We start from the raw sequence: 22,544 nt of genomic DNA, 5'->3' as shown, positions 1-22,544 counted from the left end.
TTGAGCATGCAGGCTTTCGTGGTTTTCGGGATGTTGCCGAGATGAGGGGGCGGATGGGTCCCGGGCAATGTTTCGCGATCGAACGTTATCCGATGCCGCCGAGCACGATGCCCAGGATGATGACGATAGCCGTGAGCGGGACGAACAGATAGCGTCCCATGAACTCGAACCATGCGCCTACGGGCTTCTCTCGTCCCATCTGAGCCTGTTTTGCGGCGAAACCCTTGGGACATACCCAGAAGAACATCACGGCCGCTATAAGGGCTCCCAGCGGGATCGCGAAGATGCTGACGGCGTCCATCCAGGCGCTGACCGCGTCGCCGTTCTCGATGAAGGCGCCGACGCCCATGGATACCGCCGCCACGATGGCCACGGCGGCCCAGCGGGGGAGGCGCGCCTGCTGCTGCAGGGCCTCGATGGGCGGCTCGTAGAGGTTCACCAGGCTGGTGATGGCGGCGCAGGACACGGCCAGGAAGAACACGAAGCAGAACAGCCCGCCGAAAGGCATCTCCTGAAACACCTGCGGAAGCACGATGAACAGAAGCGGGGGGCCTGCCTGGGTGTCGGCTCCGAACGCGAACACGGCCGGCACCACCACCATGGCCGACAAAACCGCGGCCAACGTGCTGAACACCACGACGTTGCGCGCTGACGAAACCACGTTCACGTCCTTCTTCAGGTAGCTGCCGTACACCAGCGTGCCGCCGCCTGCCAGCGAGAGTCCGAAGAACGCCTGTCCAAGCGCAAGCACCCAGGTTTGCGGGTTGGCGAGCGCCTCCCAGCGCGGCATGAACAGGTACGCATAGCCGTCAAGCGCGCCCGGTAACATGGCGACGCGCACGAGCAACACGCAGAATAGGACGAAGAACAGCGGCATCATGACCTTGTTCAGGCGTTCGATGCCGCGCGAGATGCCTAAGATCATGACGGCAAGGGTGATGATGAGCGCCGCGGCGTGCCAGCCGATGCTTCCGAAATCGCCGGTGATCTGGCCGAAGTATCCGCCCATGTCCGGTTGGGTGAGCAAGGTTCCGGTTGCGGCGGCGAACAGGTACTTGAGGAACCACCCCAAAACGACGGTGTATCCGATGGCGATGCCGAGCGCGGCAAGGACGGGCACGATGCCGATGACTTTGCCGATGCGCGTTGCGTGAGGCGCGCCCCTGAGCTCGAGGGCTTTGCCGAATGCGCCCATGGGGCCGCATCCCATGGCGCGGCCGAACGACATTTCGCCTACTACGCCGGTAAGGCCGAGGAGCACTACGAAGAACAGGTAAGGGATAAGGAAGGCCGCTCCGCCAAGCTGTGAGACGCGATACGGGAACAGCCAGATGCCCGATAGGCCTACGGCCGACCCGATGCAGGCGATGATGAAGGCGGTGCGCGAGGTGAACGAGTCGCGGGTTTGCGAATCGCCGGATGCAGTTTGCGCCATGGGTTCCCCTTTCCGTGGCAATAAAAAAGCCGCCCTTAAGGCGGCTGTTAAATTTGGTGGAGCCTAGGGGGATCGAACCCCTGACCTCATGGCTGCCAGCCATGCGCTCTCCCAGCTGAGCTAAGGCCCCGAATCAGGTGCGTTGACTATTATACGGAAACCGTTTTAGCGCGCAACCCCCTATTTTGAATTTTTTTCGGCGGCGATTTTCGGCGGGGCGGGTTTTGCTTTGGGTTCGATGTTGAAGCCAAAGCTTGGGGTGCGATTGCAGATACGGTGGGGACCGAAACGCGAGGAAATAAAAAAGGTTCGGCGTATACCGAACCTAAAAAATTTGGTGGAGCCTAGGGGGATCGAACCCCTGACCTCATGGCTGCCAGCCATGCGCTCTCCCAGCTGAGCTAAGGCCCCGAATCAGGTGCGTTGACTATTATACGGAAACCGTTTTAGCGCGCAACCCCCTATTTTGAAATTTTTTCGGCATAGTTTTTGGGCTGGTCGTGCTTGATTCGCAACCTTATCCGAACACTTCGATTTCGTTATCGAACTCAGCCGGACATGTACGGCTGAGTCTGGGAAAGTGCCTTTCCGGAGACGAGGGAACAGGTCCGTCTCCTGTTCGCCCTGTTCGGTTCGTGTGGTTGAGATCGGTGAATCCTCTTCTGGCGGCTAGCGATAACAGGTTGCGGTCATGCGGGCTACCTTGCGGCCCGTGTTGTCGGACACGTCCACCGTGTAAAAGCCAAGCTTCCTTCCCGACTTGTCGACGTTGCATTCAGCGATGAGCTTGTCGCCCTTGGCCCCGCTGAGGAACTCGATGGTGTTGCTTACCGAGACCGTGGGCTGCTCGTTCACGTTGCAGGCGATGGCCAGGCAGAAGTCGGCAAGGGTGAATATCGCCCCGCCCATGACGCCGCCTTGGGCGTTGTAGTGGATCTGCTCGAGCGGCATCTCGCACACGGCGTGGCCGCGGGCGGCTTCGACGACGGTGCAGCCTGCAGCCTCCGTGGCGAACTTGTCGTTGGCGAAGAACTCGCGGACCTGATCGATGGTGGGGTTCTCGGGGAGCATGGGCGTCCTTTCGATGGTAGCGGGTGAAAAGCAGCGCCCTCCGATGCTTTTCGGAGGGCGCGTGGTGCCTTGCGACGGTTATTCGGTTGGCGTTGCGATGGTGCCGAACAGCTCGAGCCATTCACCGTCTTCCACGGTGACGGTTTGCGTGCTTCCGCGCAGCAAGGGCTTGGAGTCGGTGATGGAGTCGTCGTCGAAGTCCAGGTCCTTCATAACGTAAGCGGCATAGTCCTGCGAGGGGTTGTGCGGGGCGTCGGGGCTGACGGTGATAGTGTAGGTTCCTGCGGGAATGTCTTGGCCGACGCGGTACAGGCCGCTGGCATAGGGTGCCTGCGGTTGGAAATCGGCTTGGTCCGCGGGAATCATCAGCATGCTTTTGGCGTTGGGCATGAACACGACCACCTGGCCTTTTTCAAGGTCGGCGAAGTAATTTCCCGTGTAGGTGACCGCAGCGCTCATGCTATAAGTCCCCGATCCCTCGGGGGCGAACAGGTAGCATTCCGACTCGGTCGAGGGGTTTCCCTGAAGGAAGTACAGGCCCTCGTCGATGTCGCGGCCTACCACGTACACGCCCGGGGTTGCCTTACCTTCATCGTCGATATCGCAAGGCAGGTCGCCTGCCGCTTCCTTGATGTCGGAAAGCGTGAAGCCGCCGTAGTAATCGCTATCGGGCAGGTCGTCGGGGTCGTAGCCGTACGGCAGGTCATCGAAGTCGAACGAATGCACGCCATCGGCGCGGCTGTGAAGCGAATCGGCCACCATGCCTACCGTGGCGAAGCCTACGCATCCGCCAAGCCCCATGAGAAACGCCAGCGCGCAGCCCAAAAGCACCCAGGGCCACTTTTTCGCTGGCTTCGGCGCGACGGCGGCATAGGGGTTTGCGGGCGGCTGCGGGGCGCCGTAAGAAGGTTGCGTATAGGGCGCCTGCGGGGGAACGGCATATCCGGAAGGCTGCTGAGTGGCCTGTTGGTCGTTGCCGGGCGCCTGCGGGCGGTTATCAGGGGTTTCGGGCTGTTCGCCTTGCGGGGGCGTTTGTTGAGCAGATTCGTAGGGATTGAAATCGGGGTTGTTGCGAGGCTGGTTCATGGAAGCGCTCCTAACGGTTTGTTCCCGGCTATCTTAGCACGCAGCCTCGGAGACAGGCTTGTTTGTTAACGTGATGGCATTGCGGGGGCATGCCGCATCGCACAGGCCGCAGCCTATGCAGTAGCGCCAATCGAGGGAAAGCGCGCCGTCTTGGGCGTCGGGCAGTAGCGCCCCGGTAGGGCAGGCTCGGGTGCAGCGCAGGCATCCCTCGCAGGCGTCGGCGTTGATTTCGGGCAGGGAAAGCTCCACCCGCGCAGCCATATCGGCCTGGGCGTCAAGCGCCTGCAGCAGCAGGTTGCGCGATGTTCCCATGACGCGCTTCACGCGCCCGTGCAGCGCGAATTTGTTGAATTGCGTGCCGTTTCCCAGGTCAAGCCGCTGATGGGCGGCGAGCCGTTCGTTTTGCTCGCGCAGCGTTTGCAGACGGGCGTCGGTGCGTTCGCGCATGGTGCCCGATGCTGCATCCTTGAGCTGCGAGATCATGTCGGTGAACAGACCGCGGCGGTCCCCGTCGGCGCCGGCGTTGGCAAGCCCGGCGAACAGGCCCTCGTCAGCCGCCTGGGGCAGCGACGCCGCGAACCCGACGTTGCGCTGCGTCCATTCCTCGGCCTGGGCGATGCGTTCGGCGTAGAGGCTTTGCGCAGGTCCGCCCGCCTTCTCGCAGGTTTCGCAATGCTCCATATCGATGGCTACCTGCACGTCGGCCCCTTCGGCCAACAGCGCCGCCCACAGTTCGGCCGGCAGCATGGCCAAGCAGGGGAGCACCACCACGTTGCTTGCGGGGTCGTCCTGCTCCGACACGTTCTCGGAGCAGGTGAGGATGACCGGCCTTGAACCCATGGCGGCCCGTCGGGCGCCGGCATGAGCCTGCGTGAGCGTGAAGCTTATGGCTGCGAACGCATCGCAGGTTCCCTGGCAGATGCCGCACATCGAGCAAGCGGCATCGTCAATGACGGGCGGCTTTCCTTCGGGAAAGGATAGGGCGCCTTTCGGGCATGCTTCGCCGCAGCGCGCGCAATCGGCGCCCCGGGTGCGTATGCACAGATCCCGCAGCACGAGGATGCGCTGCGGGATCTGATACGGCTGTTGTTCGTTGGTTTCGGTCAACAGGAGCCTTTCGTGCTCAGGTTATGCGCCGAAGACCTGCTCGGTCACCTGGTCGATACGGGCGAGCACGTCTGCGCGCGACATGAGTTCGATGGACTCGAACAGCGGCGGGGAGACCATGTTGCCGCACACGGCCACGCGCAGCGGCTGCAGCACGAACTTCAGCTTCATGTCCATGCTGTCGCCCAGCTCGCGGCAGGCGGCCTCAAGGCCGGCGGCTTCCCAGGGGCGGGACTCGTCTGCCAGGATGGCGCGGCAGTTCGCCAAGGCCTCGTCGGCGCGGGCGCCTTCCTTGAGCAGCACCTTCTTCACCGACTTCTCGTCCAGTTCGGCGACGTTGGCGCCCCAGAACATGTAGGCGAGCTTCGCGGGCACCTCGTCGAGGCGCTGCAGGCGCTCGGAGACGAGCGGGTAGAGCTTGGCGTACCATTCAGGGCGCGCGTCGATGTCGGCCTCGGACGCGCCGGCCTGCACGAGCCACGGGCGGCTTGCGGCAACCCATTCGTCGGCGCCCATGCGCTGGATGTACTGGCCGTTCATCCACTCGAGCTTGGTCTGGTCGAAGATGGCGTCCTTCTTCGTGATGCGGTCCAGGCTGAACTTCGAGCACAGGGTCTCGCGGTCGATGATGGTGGTCTCGCCGTCAAGGCTCCAACCCAGCAGCGCCAGGAAGTTCACCATGGTATCGGGCAGGAAGCCGTTGTCGCGGAACTCCTCGACGCTGGCGGCGCCGTGGCGCTTGGACAGCTTGTGGCCGTCGGAGCCCAAGATCATGGACAGGTGCGCGAAGGTGGGCACGTCGTAGCCGAGGGCCTCGTAGATGAGGATCTGGCGCGGGGTGTTGGACAGGTGGTCGTCGCCGCGGATGACGTGCGTGATGCCCATGTTGGCGTCGTCGCATACCACGGCGAAGTTATAGGTGGGCGTGCCGTCGGTGCGCACGACGATCATGTCGTCCATGACGTCGGCGGGGAAGGACATGCGGCCGTAGACGGCGTCGTCGAACTCGATGGGACCGTGCTCGAGCGGCACCTTGAGGCGCCACACGTGCGGCTCGCCGGCCTCGATGCGGCGGGCTGCCTCGGCTGGGTCGATGTCGCGGCACGTGCGGTCGTAGCCGGCATAGCCGCCTTCTTCCGTCTCGGCCTTCGCGCGCTTGGCGTCAAGCTCGTCTTTCGTGCAGAAGCATGGGTAGACCATGCCGCGCTCCTTCAGGCGCTCAAGCGCCTCGGCGTAGGTGTCGAAGCGCTGGGTCTGGAAGTAAGGACCGCACTCGCCGCCGACCTCCGGGCCCTCGTCCCAGTCAAGGCCGAGCCACTTCATGGCGTTCAGGATGACCTGCGTGTTCTCCTCGGTGGAACGGGTGGGATCGGTGTCCTCGATGCGCAGGATGAAGGTGCCGCCGCAAGCGCGGGCGAACGCCCAGTTGTAGATTGCCGTGCGGGCGCCGCCGACGTGCAGCTTGCCCGTGGGGGAAGGTGCGAAACGGACGCGCACCGGTTTGCTCTCAGTCATGGTTCGTTAGTTCCTTACGTGCTTGAATCATCGGTTGTTTCAGTATAGGCGGCTTGAGCGCAGCTGCAAGATGGGCGTATGCGTTTACCACCCAAAATGCGATATACGACTAAACGATGTGATTGAACTTGCTAATGCTTGACGCTCGTCGATTTGGCGGTTGCCCGAGTCTCGTGAATACGGGATGCTTATTTCGTTTGAGGCAATAGAGGTGCATTTTTCTTCACCGGAGGTCTTGCGTGTTCTTCTCTCGGTCGGTTAAGAGGAAGTCTAATTCTGGCTATTTTAAAAACGAAACCAAAGGGAAACGTGCAGCTCGATAGCCCCGAATCGTACTGCGCTATGAATAAGTATTTCTATGAGCTATACGAGCACAAAGCGATTGGCGGATTGGCTTTTAGGAAATTCGCTTGATTATGTCCCCGGGCTCACACTCAAGCACTTCGCAGAGAGAATTTAGGGTATCAAGACGAATTGCTTTGATGTTTGTGTTCTTCAATCGACTAACGTGAACTTCTGTTAAGCCAAGAATGGCCGCTAGCTTTTTATTGTTGAGCCCCTTGAGCCGCATTGCGCTATCGATATCGATTATTATTTTGCTCATATTAAATTGTTTCGTCTGATAGCTGCTGCAAATCGGCTCCATAAGAAAACACGGCGGAAACGGCGTAGCAGAATGCGGCCATGACTGCGGTTTTCAAGTCAATGTGTAAGGAGCTGGTGGCAGGGTCTTGCACGTATCCGATTTCTGCGAAAGATCCAACTTGAAAAATTTGTTCGCTTACTGCAGGTATTAATTGCATGACAATTTCGATTAGGCAACTTGCAAGTAAGAGAGATGCAATGATTGCAAGAATCCTTGCGTGCTTTTTAGTCAAAGGCGACTTGCCGTTTGCGATATTGCGAAATAGGGTATACATAAGCCGTAGAGTAACACATGCCGTCGCGAGCTGGATTGTTGGATAAATAATGCTTAGCAAGGACGCATCGGCGTTGCTGATGAAGGAATGCACAGAGACGCCTAAATAGGCTAGTAGGCCTATTGCTGATAACAGAAACAATGACATGAAAACACGAGTAATTATTGCACACGTGTTTTTGATTTTGACTTCGGCTTGTTTGCTGTACTTGAAATCGGAGCAGTGCCCCATGGCGATCTCCTTGCTAACTGCTAGTTGCCTTGATTGACCCTAGTGGCGGGTTCGACCCCTGTGGCCACCCGAATTCGGCGATTGCTTCAGATCCGACGTCGGGAGGCGGCGGAGCGGTGTCGTTGTCGACTCGTGGCGTGCAGTCAAGAATTAGAGATTGTGCACCAATCAAATCAGCCAGTTCATTGGCGTAAGAAGTTATTGTTACGAGGTTTTGTCCGTCTTCGGTAATTTCGATGGCTTGAACCGAACACTTCGTTGTGATTATTACGGCAGGGCTGTCTCCGCTGACGTTGTTGTCGATGTCGAATCCGTTCGTCATGGTTTTCGATTTGTTCGTTTTGGGTCCGATGTCATTGATGGGGTCGAAATCAGTGTATTGCGATGGGGGGTCGTTGCTTTCGCCGGCTGTTTTGCGCGAAGAGCAGACTGAGCTTATCGTAATTACGGAAAGGCACAGAATCGATAGCGCGATAATGGTTAATGCGGTAATCAGAGCTGCTTTCTTTTTGCATTGCATCCAGGTTGGCGTGCCTTGCTCGTAGGTTTGTACTGTCTGCCTCCGCGTGCTCATGTATTGCTTGAAGTCAGAGCATAGTTTGTCGTTGTTCGCGTGTCCTTGAGCGGAGTTATTGTTGTCGTACTTCGAGGCGATAGGGCTCTTCATTGTGAGTCTCCTTTCGTCCGTATATGTACCGCTTCTTCTAAGAAGCATTTTCAAGATATCGGAAAATGTTATCGATTTAACTCACAAGGTTAATTTATTCGGCAAATGGAAAGGCGGCATCGGGATGCCGCCTTTCCATTTGCCGAATAAATACTATCTAGTACGTTATTTAGATTCACTGCACAGCAATCGTCCTACGATGATGCAGATGATGCTGGCAATGCAGGTAACTGCAAGCCAGATGCCGCCCATGCCCATCCAAAAAGCGGTTGGGTACAAGGTGATGAGCAGGCTGTCGTAGGGAAACGTCCAGGTTCCCGCCTGGAAGAACAGGCTGTGGAAGGCGGCGAACAGCCCGTCGAAGTCGATGGCCGCCCATACCCCGAGCGCGCAAAACGCCGCGAGCACCAAACCGCCGCCCGCCATGAGCGTGCGCCCGAGCGCGCGCCGGTTGATGCGCACCGCCACGTGAGCAAGGCCTGCGATGCATATCACGGACACGATCACGAGGGCGGGTTTGGCCACGCTTGCCACGCGGTAGACGTCGTCCAGGTGGGAGATGGCGTCCGCCGGAAGGGTTCGTGCGGCGCTTCCCCTGCTCAGCGCGCTGGCGCGCCCGTCCGCCTCGGCGGAGTCGTTGGCCTCGGCGATGGCGGCGTTAAGCTTTTCGCGGTCGTTGTCGTCGAAGGTGTAATGCTTGCCGGCTATGGCCATGGAGGACAGCTCGTCGGCGGTGAACGGGGTGTTCGGTTGGTCGCAGCCGGAAAACGCCCGCGACAGCGTTGCGGTTGCCGCGTCGGGGATGGCGACGGCGGCGAAGCCGGAGCCGATGAGCGTGACTGCCAGCAGCAGCGCGCTGCCGAAGGCGACGATTCCGTTAAACAATCGGGTCATTTAAAAGGGGCCTTACGGGTCTCGGGGAAGGGTGAAAACGCCTGCGGCCCCCGCGTCTTGGGACTTGGGGGCCGCAGGCTTTGCGAATAGGGCGCGTTCTAGTCGACCCAGATGGTGGCGCAGGTGATGCCCTTCATGGGCTTGCTGATGGTGGGGTAGGGCCCTAAGCGGCTGAAGATGCCCTGGAACGTGCCGTTGTAGCAGTACAGGCCCTCCAGGTTGTTGTACAGCACCGGCTCGCGTTGCACCTGGTCATCGGCCATGTCGGCGATGCCGTCGTCGGGCGTGAGAATCTGCGTCTTGAACGGCGTGATGTAGCGCTGCACCAAGAAGGGCGCGCCGGCGGCGCCGTTGGCGAACTTCTCGATGATCTGCTCCCATTGCTCCTGCGTTTGGAAGCAGCCCGCGTACACGTCGGCGGCGCCGTAGGCGTCGGTGGGCTTGATGATCCAGGCGTCCTTGTCGGCGTGGATGGCATCCAGGTCGACTTCCTTCTCGTCGAGGTAACGCGTCTGCGGGACGGTGCGCTCCACGAACGCGATCTCCTCGGTCGTCAAAAACGCCTGCGTGGCAGGGTTGAACAGCGCCTCGAAAATCTGCTTGTCGTGCACGATGTGGCCGGCGAAGCTGCCGATAAGCGCCACCTTCTGCGCCTTGACGGCCTCGATGAGCGCCTGCGATTCGTCCCAGAACTCCAGCACGTCGTTGGTGACGCAGCGGCGCCAGATGGCGTGGACGGGCTGGCCTTCCTTGTCGCGCAGCACTTCGCCGTCGAAGGTCAGATCGCGCACGTCGCACACCGTGCAGGGGTGGCCGGCGTCGGTGAAGCGCTTGGCGAACAGGTGGAACTCGTCGACCACGCCGTTTTGCAGGTAGTCGCAGATGGCGAAGCGGGGGTTGTCCACGCGATGCTCGTAGGTGGCGTAGATGGCGGCGAATTCGCGCACCCATGCGTCGAACAGCTCGCAGTCCTCCACGTGATGGCGGCGTGCGAACTCTTTGAAGGTGGCCGTCTCCTCCACCGAATGCGTGATCTCGCGGTTCTCGTTCATGCCCGAGCTGCCGTCGCCGTTGAACTCGCAAAACGCCACGTCGCCGGTGTTCTCATCAAGGAAGATGTCGAAGCGGGCGAAGGGGAGCAGCGCGTCGTAGCCGCGCGGGACCAGAATGAGCTCGGCCAAGCGCGGGTCGTAGTCGAAGATCTTGCGGTACTCGGCGTCGTCGAGGTAGCGTTGCATGACCTTGCACAGGATGCGATGCGTAGTTTCCACCACCTCGCGCATGACCTGGCGCGATGCGGCGTCGTAGAGCTTCGGCACGAAGCTGGTGGACACCACGCGATGGTGCACGATGGCGGTGGAGGAGTCCATATAGGCGCGTGCGGCGCGGCGGCCGGGGATGTCGCCGTCAAACGATTCGGCGATGTCGATGTACTCCTTGGTATAGGCGGCGTTCTTGAAAACGGGCTGGTCGGCAGGTTGGGGTGCGGTGTGCGTCATGCGTCCTCTTTTCCCGATCGGGTTGGTTTCCGCCCAGTTTAGCAAACGGGGCGGCGCATGGATGCGGTGCGGCCGGGAACCTCCGATACGACCATATACCACGCGTGCGAATATATGGTGATTCCACGAGCGCGGCGGGCAGGGCATACAAAATGATGTCCGTGTGGTATCGTTCGCAGCTAGCATAAACGCGGGCGGCGCGCACCGCCCGAACATATCCGTTTATCAAGAGTCGGGGGAGAGGGTTGGCTCGCTGATCCCGACACCAACCTGGCGCAAAAGCGTCAAGGTGGTCCGGCCGACAACGATGAAGGAGGAACATCAATGGCCAACGCGCATTCTTCTTATCTGTTCACGTCCGAGTCCGTCACCGAGGGTCATCCCGACAAGGTGTGCGACCAGATCTCCGACGCCGTGCTCGACGCCATCCTTGAGAAGGAGATCGAGCTTGCCGGGCAGGGCTACGTCTCCCCGTCCGGCCAACCGGCCGACCCCACGCAGGTGCGCTGCGCCTGCGAGACCATGGCCACTACCGGCATGATCATCGTGGCCGGCGAGATCCGCACTCAGGCCTACGTCGATGTGCCCGCCCTTGCGCGCGAGGTGCTGCGTGAAATTGGTTACGATCGCGCGAAGTACGGCTTCGACTGCGATACCTGCGGCGTGCTCAACGCCATCCACGACCAAAGCCCCGATATCGCCCAGGGCGTCGACGAGAGCTACGAGGCCCAGCACGGCCAGGCAGGCGACGATCCCTATGAGAAGGTCGGCGCCGGCGACCAGGGCATGATGTTCGGCTATGCCTGCGACGACACGTCCACGCTCATGCCCATGCCCATCTACCTGGCCCATCGCATGGCCGAGCAGCTGGCCGCGGTGCGCAAGGACGGCACCATGCCCTACCTGCGTCCCGACGGCAAGACCCAGGTCTCGGTCCGCTACATCGACGACAAGCCCGTTAACGTGGAGAAGGTCGTGGTTTCCACGCAGCATTCCGAGGAGATCTCCACCGAGCAGCTGCGCGTCGAGATCGAGGCCAACGTCATCCGCCCCGTGCTCGAGCGCGAGGGCGTGGAGCTTGCCCCCGACGCCGGCATCCACATCAACCCCACCGGCCGCTTCGTCATCGGCGGCCCCATGGGCGACTGCGGTTTGACCGGCCGTAAGATCATCGTCGACACCTACGGCGGCATGGGCCGTCACGGCGGCGGCGCATTCAGCGGCAAGGACTGCACGAAGGTCGACCGCTCTGCGGCATACGCTGCCCGCTGGGTCGCCAAGAACGTGGTCGCCGCGGGCCTGGCGCATCGCTGCGAGGTGCAGGTTGCCTACGCCATCGGCATGGCCCGCCCCGTGTCCGTCATGGTCGACACGTTCGGCACCGAGTGCGTGCCCGTGGCCGACATCGAGCGCGCCATCGACGAGGTGTTCGACCTGCGCCCCGGCGCCATCATCGACGATCTGAACCTGCGCCGCCCCATCTATCGCAAGACGGCGGCCTACGGCCACTTCGGCCGCGAGCTTCCCGAGTTCACCTGGGAGGCCACCGACCGCGCGGATGCGCTGCGCAAGGCCTGCGGCCTGTCGTAATCGCGTCCGGCGCCTTTCGAGGGAAGGGCGCTTGACGGCCGGCCCGCGACGGCTGCGAGGCCGGTTGTGGAACGAGGCCGTGCAGGAATCGGCCGGGATGTCTGCTGCGGATAGCAGCGGACATGGTTGAGATTTCAAAGTAGGGAAAGCCCGCTGGAAGAGGATGCGGCACGGCTCGAGGTTTTGGGCTGCGTCGCGTGCTTGCCCGGTGGGCTTCCCCGCGTTTTCGATCTTTTTGCAGGTGCTGTTCCGCGGATGCTCGCTGTGCAGGCGCGCCGGGCATCGCGTTGCCGCTGCTTCCGGGCGGCCGTGTCGTAGACTGCCCGTTCGGGGTTCCGGCGGGAGCAGCGGCTGCCTGCAGATGATTCTTAAAAAGCGAATATCCGTTCGCTTTCTCGATTGCTTTCGGCGAAACGCTGGTATACTGGTGCGCTATGAAACTGGCATCTGTGATCTTGGACATACCTACGCAGGCGCTTGATGCGCCTTATACCTATGCAGTCCCTGAAGAGGGGCTGTTCGCCGCCGCATGCGAAGGCGCGGGCGATTGCGACGACGGCCCGCTCGGGCGCGATTTCGCCATCTCGGTGGGATGCGCGGTGCTGGTGCCGTTCGGTCACCGGCGCGCCGTGGGCTTCGTGGTGTCGCTCGGCGAATACGGGCAGCCTGGCGGGCCGCAGTGGCCGCAGGACATCGATGCGGGCAAGCTCAAGGCAATCGAGCGCGCCGTCAGCCAGCCGTATTTCGACGAAGAGGGCGCTGCGTGCGCCCAGTGGCTCTCCGAGCGCTACATCGCGCCGTTGTCGGCGTGCGTGCGCCTGTTCACGCCGCCCGGTGGCGTGCCGCGCATGGTGCACGGGCGCGACGGCAGCTGGCGGCTCGAGCAGCCCTCGGTCGGTCAAGTGGACGATCGTTGGGTGGTTGCGGGGCCGGCGTTTTCGGAGTACACGCCTCGCGCAAACGCCGTCAAGCAGGTCGCGGTCATGGAGGCGTTGCGCCGTGGTCAGCTGCGCGTGAGCGAGCTGACCGCGCAAATGGGCTCGGTGTCCTCAACGCTCAAGGCCCTGGAAGCGAAAGGCGCGGTGGTCATCGAGCATCGCCGCCGCATGCGCGGGTTCTCCGAAGGCGCGGCGCGCATCGCGCAGCGCGCGGTTTCGGGCGCTTGCGGGGATGCCGCTGGCGGGGAGGCCGTCGGCTCTGCCGGCGCCGCTGGCGGGGTTGCCGTCGAAGGGGGAGACGCGGGCTTCGCGACGGCTTGCGAGGGCCGTGAGGGGCAGGCGTGCGGCGGCGGTGCCGACCTGACGGCCGGCAACGAAGGCGGCGTGCGCGCCCTTTCGCCGAAGCCGCAGCTGACCTGCGGCCAGGCGCAGGCGCTCGATGCAATCGCCGCCGCCTGCGATGCCGCCGATGGCAGCGTGGTGCTCGTCGACGGCGTCACCGGCTCGGGCAAAACCGAGGTGTATCTGCAGGCCATCGAGCGGGTGCTCGCGCAGGGCCGCACGGCATGCGTGCTCGTGCCCGAGATCTCGCTGACCCCGCAGACGGTGGGGCGCTTCCGCGGCCGCTTCGGCGATACGGTGGCGGTCATGCATTCGCGCATGTCGGCGGGCGAGCGCTACGATCAATGGGACTTCATACGCAGCGGCGCGGCCCGCGTGGTGGTAGGCGCGCGCAGCGCGCTTTTCACCCCGCTTGCCAACGTGGGCCTGTACGTCATCGACGAGGAGCACGAGGGCAGCTACAAGCAGGACAGCGCGCCGCGCTACCATGCGCGCGAGGTTGCATGCTGGATGGCCCGGCGCAGCGGCGCCGCCGTGGTGCTCGGCAGCGCCACGCCATCGATTGAGGCGCTCTACCGGTGCGCGAAGCATCCGCGCTGGACGCAGGTCCGTCTTCCCGAACGCGCCAACGGCCGCCCGATGCCCGCCATCCGCGTGGTGGACATGGCGCGCGAGTTCGCCGAAGGGTCGCGCTCCATGTTCTCCGCCGCCCTTACGCGCGCCCTGCAAGAGGAGCTTTCGCAAGGCCGCAAGGCGGTGCTTTTGCTCAACCAGCGCGGTTTCGCGAAGTTCTTGCTGTGCCGCGAGTGCGGCTTCGTCCCGAAATGCCCGCACTGCGACACGTCGCTGACCTATCACGAGCGCGGCAACTTCCTGGCATGCCACCATTGCGGCTATAGGCAGGCATCGCCGGCGCTGTGCCCGGAGTGCTCAAGCCCGTACCTGAAGAAGTTCGGCGCGGGAACGCAGCGCGTCGAAGACGAGCTGCGCTGCGTGCTCGACGCCATGCCCGGGGTTGGGGCCGGCGTGCCCATCATCCGCATGGACGCCGACACCACCGGCGGGAAGGGCGCGCACGAGCGCCTGCTCGAGCAGTTCGCGGCGGCGCAGTCGGCGGTGCTGCTCGGCACGCAGATGATCGCGAAGGGCCTTGACTTCGACGACGTCACCTTGGTGGGCGTCATCAACGCCGACACGCAGCTGCAGCTGCCCGATTTCCGCGCCCACGAGCGCACGTTCGACCTGATCGAGCAGGTGGCGGGCCGCGCCGGGCGCGCGCAGCTGCCCGGGCGCGTGCTCGTGCAGACCTACGAGGCCGACGCCGCGCCCATCCGCGCCGCCGCCGGCTACGATCGCGCGCTGTTTTTGCGCGACGAGCTGCCCAAGCGCAAGATGCTCGGCTATCCGCCGTATGTTCGCATGGCCAACGTGCTGGTGTGGGGAGCGCACGAAGCCGACGTGGCCGCGCTCGCCCGCGAGCTTGCGGCCGAGCTTGCCGAGCAGGTGCGCGCTTACGGCGGCGACGGGTGGAGCGTGCTGCCGGCGACGCCGTGCGTTCTGGCGAAGCTTCGCAACACGTATCGCTGGCATGTGGTGGTCAAGTGCCCGGCGGGTGCCGACGTGTCCGCGGTGCTGCTGCCGGTGTTCCGCCGCCGCAAGGCGGACAAGTGGGTGAACGTCGCCGTGGACGTCGATCCCGACGACTTGCTCTGACGAGGGGATTATGCTATCTTAATTTGATGCATATTTGCGCCCATTTGCGGAATGGCAATAGGCGCGTTTTTTATCCTGTCGAAAGGAAGAACACGTGGCTCAAGCTTCGAAGAACCAGGCAACCGCTTCCAAGACCGCGAAATCCGCGAAGCAGGCCGCTGCCCCCGCGGTGGTCGAAGAGGTGCTTGAGGACGAGGACGTGCTCGATGTCGACGACGTCGAGCCCGATATGAGCAGCACCGAGGCGGCATCCGACGAGAAGCCGGAGTCCAACATCAACGAGGACGGCGAGGAGCAGGACCTGCTCGAGGGCATTCCCGAGGAGGAGCTCAAGGCCGCTTCCGATGTTTCGCTGCCCAAGGTGCGCACGAAGAAGACCCGCAGCTCGGTGCGCAAGCGCAACGAGGCCGCCAACGTCACCATGCTCACCGGCGACCCGGTGCGCATGTATCTCAAGGAAATCGGCAAGGTCCCGCTGCTCAGCGCCGCAGAGGAGATCGACCTGGCCATGAAGATCGAGGCCGGCGTGGCCGCCGCGGCCGAGCTTGACAAGGCCGAGGAGGAGGGCCGCGAGCTCGAGCGCCGCGAGAAGCGCCGCCTGGGCCGTGTCGAGCAGGTGGGCATCGACGCCAAGCAGCAGCTCATCGAGGCGAACCTGCGTCTGGTCGTGTCCATCGCCAAGCGCTACGTGGGCCGTGGCATGCTCTTCCTGGACCTTATCCAGGAAGGCAACCTGGGCCTGATCCGCGCCGTCGAGAAGTTCGACTACACGAAGGGCTTCAAGTTCTCCACGTACGCCACGTGGTGGATTCGCCAGGCCATCACCCGCGCCATCGCCGACCAGGCTCGCACCATCCGCATCCCGGTGCACATGGTGGAAACCATCAACAAGCTCGTGCGCATCCAGCGCCAGCTTCTGCAGGAGCTCGGCCGCGAGCCAACGCCCGAGGAGATCGGCAAGGAGATGGGCCTGCCCGCCGAGCGCGTGCGCGAGATCCAGAAGATCAGCCAAGAGCCCGTTTCCCTGGAAACGCCCATCGGCGAGGAAGAGGATTCCCAGCTCGGCGACTTCATCGAGGACGATGCCGCCGTGGTGCCGCCCGACGCCGCCAGCTTCAGCATGCTCCAGGAGCAGCTGTCGAAGGTGCTCGACGGCCTTGCCGAGCGCGAGCGCAAGGTCATCAGCCTGCGCTTCGGCCTGGAGGACGGCCATCCCCGCACGCTCGAGGAGGTCGGCCGCGAGTTCGGCGTCACGCGCGAGCGCATCCGCCAGATCGAGAGCAAGACGCTTGCTAAGCTGCGTCATCCTTCCCGCTCCAGCAAGCTGAAGGATTACCTGGAAGATTAACGGCAACGCGGGTCGCAAGACCCGCGTTTCTTTTCGGGCGCGCTACGCCCGAAGCTAGATCCATCGCCCACGAAAGGCACCCAGATGACTTCTCCCGCATACGATGAATACGAGTTCTTCGCCAGCTGCCTGGCCGGGTTCGAGCAATACCTTGCCGACGAGCTCAAACGCCTGCGTGGACGCCGCATCCGCCCGCTGCACGGCGGCGTGGCCTTCTTCGGCACGGCGGCCGTTGCCCAGCGCGTGTGCCTGTGGTCGCGCTTGGCGTCCCGCGTCACGCTGGTCGTCAAGCGCGTGAACGCCGGCGATGCCAGCTTGCTGTACGAGGGCATCCGCCGCATCCCCTGGCATGAGGTCATCGCGCCCGGTGCCAGCATCGCCGTCCGCGCGCACGGCATGAACGAGGAGCTTCGCAACACGCATTTCACCGAGCTGAAGGTCAAGGACGGCATCTGCGATGCGCTCAGGGAGCGCACGGGCTCGCGCCCTGATGTCGATAGCGCCAACGCCGACGCCAACATCGACGTGCGCATCCGCGACAGCCGCGCCACCGTCTCGCTGGACCTGTCCGGCGAATCGCTGTATGCGCGTGCATATCTGGAACCTGATGCGGGCCAGGACGCCCCGCTTGAGTGCGCCCTGTCCGCGGGCGTTTTGGCCATGTGCGAATGGGACGGCATGCGTGACGGCGCCGCATTGGTGGATCCGGCGTGCGGCGACGGCTCGCTGGTGGTGGAGGCCGCTGCGGCGGCCTGCGATATGGCCCCTGGCCTGGCGCGCAGCCGTTGGGGCTTTATGGGCTGGGCTGCGTTCGACGAGCAGGCTTGGAACCGTTTGCTCGACGAGGCCGACGAGCGCTTCGAGGAAGGCCTGGAGGCCGTCGGCGGCGCCGGTGCGGCGAATGCCTCGGCTTCCGATCGCCCCGATCTTGAGCGTGTGCGCATCGTGGGCGCCACCAACTCAAGCCCTGCCATCGCCCGTGCCCGCAACCGCGCCAAGCGCGCCGGCTTGCGTCAGGTGGTCAGCATCGAGCTGGGGGATGCGCATACCGTGGCCGATATGGCCAAGCGCGCGTGCGACGTGGCCGATCGGCTGCAGAGCAGGCGTGCCGTCGATAACGGCCAGGATAAGCTGTGCCCGTGCCTGGTGGCATCCAACATGCCGGCAGGCGATCGCATCCAGTCCGAGGCCCGCGCCCAGGCCGAAGCTGCGGCGTTCGTGAAGGCGGCGGCAGCGGTGCCGGCGGGCAGCCTGTATGCGGTCGCCGGCGGGCAGGGCGTGCAGGGGCGCTTCGGCGTCGACGCCGCCGACACGCTGCGTTTCGGCCGTGGACGCGTGGAAACGCAGGTGCTGCTGTTCATGCGGCCTCCGGCGCAGCTTGCCCAAGCCGTGGTGCCGGACGCCAACGGCGGCGCGGAGCATAAGGTGGAGGTGTTCGAGGAATCCTCGCAGCAGTTCGCCGACCGCCTGCGCAAGGTTGCCAAGGAGCGCCGCAAGTGGGCGCGCCGTGAGGGCGTTACCTGCTATCGCGTCTACGATGCCGACTTGCCCGATTACTCCGCAGCCATCGATGTGTACACGGGAGCCGGTCAGGCTGCGGGCAATACGTACCTGCATATCGCCGAATACGCCCCGCCGCGCTCCATCGACCCCGATAAGGCGCGCCGTCGCTTCGACGATATCCTCACGCTGGCGCCCGTGGTCTTGGGCGTTCGTCCCGACCACGTGTTCTCCAAGGTGCGCTGCCATGACAAGGGCGGCGGGCAGTACCGTGGTGCGGGAAAGCGCAACTACGTCACGCATGTCGACGAAGCAGGGTGCCTCCTCGAGGTTGACCTTGCCGGCTATTTGGATACGGGCCTGTTCCTCGACCATCGCGACACGCGCGCCATGGTGCGCAAGATGGCCGCGGGCAAGCGCTTCCTCAACCTGTTCGCTTATACGGGCTCGGCTACGGTGCAGGCTGCGGCGGGCGGGGCGGTGGAGACCGTCACGGTCGACCTGTCGCAAACCTACCTGGATTGGGCCGAGCGCAACATGGAGCAAAACGGGTTCACCGGGCGTGCGCACAGCTTCGAGCGAGGCGATGTGATGAACTGGATCACCGATTGCCGCCGCAGCCCGCGCCGCTTCGACCTGATCTTCGTGGACCCGCCCACGTTCAGCAACTCGAAGTCCATGGGCAAGCGCACTTGGGATGTGCAGCGCGATCACGTCGAGCTGTTGGTGGGCGTGTCCCGCTTGCTGACCAAGGAAGGAACGGCGGTGTTCAGCTGCAACCTGCGCTCGTTCAAGCCCGATATGGAGCAGCTGGACAAGTACGGGGTCGCGCTCGAGGACATCACGGCGCAGACCATCCCGCACGATTTCGAGCGCAACCCGCGTATCCACAAGTGCTACCTGGTGAAGCGCGCGTAAAGCGGGCGTCGTCCAACGAGCTATATAAGGTAGGGGCCTGAAAGCCGTATCGCTTTCAGGCCCCTACCGTTGTCTTGTCTTGTCTCAACAGCGGATGCGCCATCTTGGGCAACGCGCTTTCCGGGCTTCGCCATGCGTCTTCTTGCAATGCGCCTTTTGCCCGCGCGGCGCGTTCTAAAGCCCTGACCGTCTTCGTGTTCAGATAGTCCTCATTGCGCGCCTCTTGCTTGGACAACGTGCTTTCTGCTCGCTATTCCTTGCTGCCTGCTTTTAGGGGCGGGCGCGCTCCGCCCATCATGCGCACGAAGAAGTTCACGACGAACCCCGTGATGACCGCTGCTGCCACGGTGCCTTCGCGGACGCCTGTAACGTGCCCCATGGTGATAAGCGAAACCACGCAGGCTATGACGACGCAGCTGATATCGAACCCAACCTTGGTGTGGCCGAAGTTCCACCCGGTTTTCGAGGTGATGGCTGCGACCAGGGCCTCTCCACAGTTCATGGCCACATTCGCCACCACCGTGCACGAGATGCCCGCAGCAAGCGTGACGATGCCTAGGGCGAGCACGCCAAGGGATTCGGCGTAATTGACGGGAGTGAACCAGGAAAGCAGTCCTGCGAACGCATCGATGCTCAGGCTGAAGAGCACGCTGATGGGGATCTGCAGCAACGCCAAGGGCTGGAATCGGCGTCGTAGGATAACCACTTGCCCGAGCAGCAGCAGGATGTTCCAGAAGAACATGAACACGCCGTACGATACGCTGGGGAAGGCGACGCTGAGCACATATCCCGTTGATGAGATGGGGGTGTTTCCCGTAGCCGATTTCGTGACGATGACGATGCCCGCGGCCATGACGACGATCCCGATGGCAAGCAGGCACCAGCGTAGCGCAAGGTGTTGCTTCATGCTTCTTCTTTCTGTTGGAGGGTGAGGGCTTGGCATCGTATCAGGAGCGGTGTTGCCAAAACCCTATATCGATTGTAGGTATAGAGGGGTTTTCCTGCAACCAAACTTTTTCAAAAAAGTTGAAATCAGGGGTTGCGCGGTAGGGTGCTTTCCCGTAATATATATCGAGCGCGCTACGAAGTACGCAACACGGTCGCTTGGCTCAGCGGGAGAGCATCGCCTTCACACGGCGGGGGTCACAGGTTCAAATCCTGTAGCGACCACCACGAATGACAAGGCCGGAATCAAGTGGTTCCGGCCTTTTTCTTTCGAATGGGGTGGCAGCAGGCAGCTTACCGGAGATGCCACATGCTTCAAATGCGTCGAAGCCGGCATGCGTGCCGAAGGTGCTTCAAGCTTCCAGTGCGGCGAAGGCGCGTTTCGCGAAAGCGGGCGATGCCGATAATACGGGCCTGTAGCTCAACGGTGGAGCAGGGGACTCATAATCCTTTGGTTCTCGGTTCGAATCCGGGCGGGCCCACCAAACATGTAAGGCCAGGAGCTTGGTGCTCCTGGCCTTTTCTTTCGCATCTTTCCAGTATTGGGAGGCGGCGCGGTCGTTGGCAGCGGGTTCTGCTCGCATCATAGGAATAGTTGGCGATGCAATCGCCATCTCGTTATCGGGTCATCGCCGAAATCTGGCAGTGCGGGCATTCATGAGTGCAATGAGTTTCACCTAACCGACTAACGTTTAGAATCCCAGATCCTCGGCGATCAAGATCACCTTGATGCGGCCGGCTTGGCGGCTGTGGCGGGTCACCACCACGTTGCAGCACATGCAGCCGGGCTCGTGGCAGTTGCCGCAAACGCCGTTGCGCTCGCAGGGCGTGTCCGTGTGCAGGCGCGCGGCGTTCGGCGGGCATGCCATGGTGCGGATGCGCTTGATGCCGGCATCCACGTCCTCCACCACCTTGTTCATGCCGACCAGCACGAACACCTCGTGCGGGCCGTGCAGCAGGCAGGCAAGGCGGTTGGAGTTGCCGTCGATGTTGACCAGCTCGCCTTTGCGCGTGATGGCGTTGGCGCTCATGAAGAAGCAGTCGCTGGCGAAATGCTGCAGCAAGATCTCGCGCGTTTCCTCGGGCGTGGTCGCCTTCGAACGATCGATCATGCGGTAATCGCCCGCTTCCAGCATGGACTTCACGCCCGTCTCCTTGAACGTCTCCGTGCCGCCCCAGGCGATGGAGGCGCCGGCGGGCACCAGCTTGCGCACCAGCTCAACGGCATCGGCGGACGTTTCGCAGAAATAGCCTTCCATGTTGCGGCGCTCAAGCTGCTTGATGATGGTTTGCGCCGTTTGCGCGAATGCAAGCGTGCGGGGGGTTTCCATGGTGCGCTCCTTCTCTCGTCTGGCAGGTGATTCCCATTGTGCCACGTTTTCGGTGGTGCGAAGCTTGGCAGTTGGGAAACGGGGTGGTGAACCGGAAAGCGCTTCGACAAGGTTCAGCCTGGCGGGGCGTCCAGCATCAAGCGCAGTTGCATTTCTGTGGGGAAGGGGAGGCGAGCTGGGAAGCGTCTCGGTAAGCCCGTTGGCGGGAATCGCGGGCAGCCGGCCTTGCCCTGGTGCCTCGCGCCAAACGGTTTCAGATGGTGCGCGCCCGCATCGGGCATAAGCGCTATACTGGAGCAACTACTGAATTCCCGCCTAACTATGAATGTGAGGGCATGATGGGCGATAGCTTCGAAGCCAGCAAGAAACGCAGCGATGAGATTCGCGCCGACCTTTCCGTCAACCCCGGCAAATACTGCATGCTCACGGGCGACCGCCCCACGGGCAGGCTGCACCTGGGCCATTACTTCGGCACCATCCGCGAGCGCGTGGCGCTGCAGAACCTTGGCGTCACCTCCCGCGTGATCATCGCCGACTACCAGGTCATCACCGACCGTGACACCACGGCCAACATCCAGGACAACGTCTACAACATGGTCATCGACTACCTGGCCTGCGGTATCGATCCGGAGAAGACCATCATCTTCACCCACTCGCAGGTGCCGGCGCTCAACCAGCTCATGCTGCCGTTCCTTTCCCTGTGCACCGAAGCCGAGCTCGAGCGCAACCCCACGGTGAAGTCCGAGCAGGAAGCTTCCGGCCACGCGCTCACCGGCCTTTTGCTCACCTATCCCGTGCACCAGGCATGCGACATCCTGTTCTGCAAGGGTAACATCGTGCCCGTCGGCAAGGACCAGCTGCCGCACATCGAGCAAACCCGCCAGATCGCCCGCCGCTTCAACGAGCGTTACGGCCATGTGTTCCCCGAACCCGAAGGCCTGCTCACCGACGCCGTGCTCATCCCCGGCCTTGACGGTCGCAAGATGTCGAAGAGCTACGGCAACGCCATCAGCCTGTCCGCCACTGCCGAGGAGACGGCGAAGCTCATCAAGAAGTCCCAGACCGACTCCGAGCGCTTCATCACCTTCGATCCGGACAACCGCCCGGGCGTATCGGCGCTCATCACCACGGCCTCGCTGTGCACCGGCCGCGGCGAGCAGGAGATCGCCGAGGAGATCGGCAACGGCGGCTCCGGTCAGCTGAAGAAGTACGTCACCGAAAGCGTGAACAACTTCCTGGCTTCTATCCGCGAGCGCCGTATGGAGCTTGCAGGCGACATGGACTACGTGAAGGACGTCCTGCGCGAAGGCAATCGCCGCGCCAACGAGATCGCAAACCAAACCCTGGAAGAAGTACGCGAAGCCATGGGCATGGTGTACTAGGGAAACGAAAAGCCGCCCTCGGGCGGCTTTTTTCATTAATGACTTCAGTCTGGCGCGCGCGTAGCCGCGCCAAGTAAACCGCCCGCTATGCGGGCGGACGACAACCTGCTTT

The 22,544-nt window shown here is 62.7% G+C and carries 17 protein-coding genes, 4 tRNA genes and 1 riboswitch; of the genes, 7 read left to right on the top strand and 14 right to left on the bottom strand.

The genetic code is table 11. The features are described 5' to 3' along the window. Positions 1 to 85: 85 nt before the first annotated feature. From Q0G75_RS08710 to Q0G75_RS08660, 12 genes are all read right to left on the bottom strand, one after another. Positions 86 to 1,435 carry a sodium-dependent transporter gene (locus Q0G75_RS08710; protein WP_294416753.1) on the bottom strand — a complete coding sequence of 450 codons (1,350 nt, stop codon included), beginning with the start codon at positions 1,433 to 1,435 and terminating at the stop codon, positions 86 to 88. 54 nt (positions 1,436 to 1,489) lie between these two features. After that, a tRNA-Ala gene (locus Q0G75_RS08705) sits at positions 1,490 to 1,565 on the bottom strand. A gap of 205 nt (positions 1,566 to 1,770) precedes the next feature. Beyond that, positions 1,771 to 1,846: transfer RNA gene (locus Q0G75_RS08700), tRNA-Ala, on the bottom strand. A gap of 258 nt (positions 1,847 to 2,104) precedes the next feature. Continuing rightward, a complete protein-coding gene (locus Q0G75_RS08695) occupies positions 2,105 to 2,506 on the bottom strand; it encodes a PaaI family thioesterase (RefSeq protein ID WP_294416755.1) in 402 nt (133 codons plus the stop codon). Between the two features lie 78 nt (positions 2,507 to 2,584). Continuing rightward, entirely contained in the window at positions 2,585 to 3,592 is a 1,008-nt protein-coding gene (locus Q0G75_RS08690; protein WP_294416757.1) for a hypothetical protein, read from the bottom strand. Positions 3,593 to 3,625: 33 nt separating this feature from the next. Next, positions 3,626 to 4,699 carry a 4Fe-4S binding protein gene (locus Q0G75_RS08685; protein ID WP_294416759.1) on the bottom strand — a complete coding sequence of 358 codons (1,074 nt, stop codon included), beginning with the start codon at positions 4,697 to 4,699 and terminating at the stop codon, positions 3,626 to 3,628. 21 nt (positions 4,700 to 4,720) lie between these two features. Further along, the gene (gltX, locus tag Q0G75_RS08680) at positions 4,721 to 6,214 is read right to left on the bottom strand and encodes a glutamate--tRNA ligase (RefSeq protein ID WP_294416761.1); all 1,494 of its coding nucleotides are present in this window, start codon (positions 6,212 to 6,214) and stop codon (positions 4,721 to 4,723) included. Between the two features lie 397 nt (positions 6,215 to 6,611). Further along, entirely contained in the window at positions 6,612 to 6,785 is a 174-nt protein-coding gene (locus Q0G75_RS09410; RefSeq protein WP_365911078.1) for a helix-turn-helix domain-containing protein, read from the bottom strand. 34 nt (positions 6,786 to 6,819) lie between these two features. Continuing rightward, positions 6,820 to 7,365, bottom strand: coding sequence for a hypothetical protein (locus Q0G75_RS08675; RefSeq protein ID WP_294416764.1), 546 nt, complete (start codon positions 7,363 to 7,365; stop codon positions 6,820 to 6,822). A 13-nt stretch (positions 7,366 to 7,378) separates the two neighbouring features. Continuing rightward, positions 7,379 to 8,032, bottom strand: a complete 654-nt coding sequence (locus Q0G75_RS08670) for a hypothetical protein (protein WP_294416765.1) — start codon at positions 8,030 to 8,032, stop codon at positions 7,379 to 7,381. Positions 8,033 to 8,197: 165 nt separating this feature from the next. Further along, positions 8,198 to 8,926: a DUF1461 domain-containing protein gene (locus Q0G75_RS08665; RefSeq protein WP_294416768.1), complete on the bottom strand. Its 729-nt coding sequence runs from the start codon at positions 8,924 to 8,926 to the stop codon at positions 8,198 to 8,200. A gap of 98 nt (positions 8,927 to 9,024) precedes the next feature. Beyond that, positions 9,025 to 10,425, bottom strand: coding sequence for a hypothetical protein (locus tag Q0G75_RS08660; RefSeq protein ID WP_294416770.1), 1,401 nt, complete (start codon positions 10,423 to 10,425; stop codon positions 9,025 to 9,027). 219 nt (positions 10,426 to 10,644) lie between these two features. Further along, a riboswitch (SAM riboswitch) is annotated at positions 10,645 to 10,739 on the top strand. A 10-nt stretch (positions 10,740 to 10,749) separates the two neighbouring features. Between Q0G75_RS08660 and metK the strand changes: the two genes are divergently transcribed. The 4 genes from metK to rlmKL all read left to right on the top strand — a co-directional run bounded on the left by metK (position 10,750) and on the right by rlmKL (position 18,774). Continuing rightward, a complete protein-coding gene (gene metK, locus Q0G75_RS08655) occupies positions 10,750 to 12,015 on the top strand; it encodes a methionine adenosyltransferase (RefSeq protein WP_294416772.1) in 1,266 nt (421 codons plus the stop codon). A gap of 434 nt (positions 12,016 to 12,449) precedes the next feature. Next, positions 12,450 to 15,008 carry a primosomal protein N' gene (priA, locus tag Q0G75_RS08650; protein ID WP_294416774.1) on the top strand — a complete coding sequence of 853 codons (2,559 nt, stop codon included), beginning with the start codon at positions 12,450 to 12,452 and terminating at the stop codon, positions 15,006 to 15,008. A 94-nt stretch (positions 15,009 to 15,102) separates the two neighbouring features. Next, on the top strand, positions 15,103 to 16,356 hold the full coding sequence (gene rpoD, locus Q0G75_RS08645) for an RNA polymerase sigma factor RpoD (protein WP_294416775.1): 1,254 nt from the start codon (positions 15,103 to 15,105) through the stop codon (positions 16,354 to 16,356). Between the two features lie 84 nt (positions 16,357 to 16,440). After that, entirely contained in the window at positions 16,441 to 18,774 is a 2,334-nt protein-coding gene (gene rlmKL / locus Q0G75_RS08640) for a bifunctional 23S rRNA (guanine(2069)-N(7))-methyltransferase RlmK/23S rRNA (guanine(2445)-N(2))-methyltransferase RlmL (RefSeq protein WP_294416776.1), read from the top strand. 250 nt (positions 18,775 to 19,024) lie between these two features. On the opposite strand, the gene Q0G75_RS08635 is transcribed toward rlmKL, so the two are convergent. Then, entirely contained in the window at positions 19,025 to 19,681 is a 657-nt protein-coding gene (locus tag Q0G75_RS08635) for a DUF6198 family protein (protein ID WP_294416777.1), read from the bottom strand. Between the two features lie 191 nt (positions 19,682 to 19,872). Here Q0G75_RS08635 and Q0G75_RS08630 point away from each other — a divergent pair. Further along, positions 19,873 to 19,947: transfer RNA gene (locus tag Q0G75_RS08630), tRNA-Val, on the top strand. Positions 19,948 to 20,129: 182 nt separating this feature from the next. After that, positions 20,130 to 20,204: transfer RNA gene (locus tag Q0G75_RS08625), tRNA-Ile, on the top strand. 207 nt (positions 20,205 to 20,411) lie between these two features. Here Q0G75_RS08625 and Q0G75_RS08620 read toward each other — a convergent pair. Next, a complete protein-coding gene (locus Q0G75_RS08620) occupies positions 20,412 to 21,050 on the bottom strand; it encodes a lactate utilization protein (RefSeq protein WP_294416778.1) in 639 nt (212 codons plus the stop codon). 335 nt (positions 21,051 to 21,385) lie between these two features. On the opposite strand from Q0G75_RS08620, the gene trpS reads away from it, so the two are divergent. Further along, positions 21,386 to 22,432 carry a tryptophan--tRNA ligase gene (gene trpS / locus Q0G75_RS08615; RefSeq protein WP_294416779.1) on the top strand — a complete coding sequence of 349 codons (1,047 nt, stop codon included), beginning with the start codon at positions 21,386 to 21,388 and terminating at the stop codon, positions 22,430 to 22,432. Positions 22,433 to 22,544: the final 112 nt, after the last annotated feature.

The organism is uncultured Senegalimassilia sp., from assembly GCF_934636665.1.
In the GTDB taxonomy this organism is placed as follows: Bacteria; Actinomycetota; Coriobacteriia; order Coriobacteriales; family Eggerthellaceae; genus Senegalimassilia.
Note: the sequence above shows the minus strand (reverse complement) of the source record. Positions and strands in the feature narration are given on the sequence as shown.

Excerpts from the sequence above, each read along its gene's own strand:
- rlmKL (WP_294416776.1), top strand. The coding sequence starts at position 16,441 with ATGACTTCTCCCGCATACGATGAATACGAGTTCTTCGCCAGCTGCCTG.
- Q0G75_RS09410 (WP_365911078.1), bottom strand. The coding sequence starts at position 6,785 with ATGCGGCTCAAGGGGCTCAACAATAAAAAGCTAGCGGCCATTCTTGGC.
- Q0G75_RS08690 (WP_294416757.1), bottom strand. The coding sequence starts at position 3,592 with ATGAACCAGCCTCGCAACAACCCCGATTTCAATCCCTACGAATCTGCT.
- priA (WP_294416774.1), top strand. The coding sequence starts at position 12,450 with ATGAAACTGGCATCTGTGATCTTGGACATACCTACGCAGGCGCTTGAT.
- Q0G75_RS08665 (WP_294416768.1), bottom strand. The coding sequence starts at position 8,926 with ATGACCCGATTGTTTAACGGAATCGTCGCCTTCGGCAGCGCGCTGCTG.
- trpS (WP_294416779.1), top strand. The coding sequence starts at position 21,386 with ATGATGGGCGATAGCTTCGAAGCCAGCAAGAAACGCAGCGATGAGATT.
- Q0G75_RS08620 (WP_294416778.1), bottom strand. The coding sequence starts at position 21,050 with ATGGAAACCCCCCGCACGCTTGCATTCGCGCAAACGGCGCAAACCATC.
- Q0G75_RS08635 (WP_294416777.1), bottom strand. The coding sequence starts at position 19,681 with ATGAAGCAACACCTTGCGCTACGCTGGTGCCTGCTTGCCATCGGGATC.
- Q0G75_RS08660 (WP_294416770.1), bottom strand. The coding sequence starts at position 10,425 with ATGACGCACACCGCACCCCAACCTGCCGACCAGCCCGTTTTCAAGAAC.
- Q0G75_RS08710 (WP_294416753.1), bottom strand. The coding sequence starts at position 1,435 with ATGGCGCAAACTGCATCCGGCGATTCGCAAACCCGCGACTCGTTCACC.
- Q0G75_RS08670 (WP_294416765.1), bottom strand. The coding sequence starts at position 8,032 with ATGAAGAGCCCTATCGCCTCGAAGTACGACAACAATAACTCCGCTCAA.
- Q0G75_RS08695 (WP_294416755.1), bottom strand. The coding sequence starts at position 2,506 with ATGCTCCCCGAGAACCCCACCATCGATCAGGTCCGCGAGTTCTTCGCC.
- metK (WP_294416772.1), top strand. The coding sequence starts at position 10,750 with ATGGCCAACGCGCATTCTTCTTATCTGTTCACGTCCGAGTCCGTCACC.
- gltX (WP_294416761.1), bottom strand. The coding sequence starts at position 6,214 with ATGACTGAGAGCAAACCGGTGCGCGTCCGTTTCGCACCTTCCCCCACG.
- Q0G75_RS08675 (WP_294416764.1), bottom strand. The coding sequence starts at position 7,365 with ATGGGGCACTGCTCCGATTTCAAGTACAGCAAACAAGCCGAAGTCAAA.